The 436-nt window shown below is 60.3% G+C and carries 1 protein-coding gene; it reads right to left on the bottom strand.

All coding sequences use genetic code 11. The features are described 5' to 3' along the window. The coding region (locus J5M71_RS28710; RefSeq protein WP_347709886.1) for an immunoglobulin-like domain-containing protein at window positions 1-436 on the bottom strand (436 nt) is incomplete at both ends.

The raw sequence follows: 436 nt of genomic DNA, 5'->3' as shown, positions 1-436 counted from the left end.
AGGTCGGATTGACGTTCTCGGCCACCGAGGCCTGATCGGCAGTGATGGTGACCTGTACCAGGTCGCCTTCGTTGCCCGGGGTACCCGGCTCGTCGGTGACGGTGGTGCTGACCGGGGTCTTGTCCAGAGTCAGCTGCTCGAACTTGCCGACGTCAACGCCATCAACGGTAGCAATGGACTTCACGACCGGATCGTTAGCACCCACATACACGTTGTCCGGGGCAGTCACAGTAACCGAACCAGTCGTGCCGTTGGCCGGTACGGTGATAACGGTCTTGCCATCGCTCAGCGTGAAGGTCAACGCGCCGTGATTGTTGATCGGCAGGCCGTCTTTGTTGGTCAGCGTGATGGTGTAGGTGATCTCGCCGCCTTCGGTGACCGAAGGGGTTGCGGTCAGTTTGGCCACCACTTCGTCGGTGGTGTCGGTCACTTGAAC

Origin of the sequence: Pseudomonas sp. 43(2021) (assembly GCF_017490805.1) — a bacterium.
Classification (GTDB): domain Bacteria; phylum Pseudomonadota; class Gammaproteobacteria; order Pseudomonadales; family Pseudomonadaceae; genus Aquipseudomonas.
This window is presented reverse-complemented; position numbering and strand designations above follow the sequence as displayed.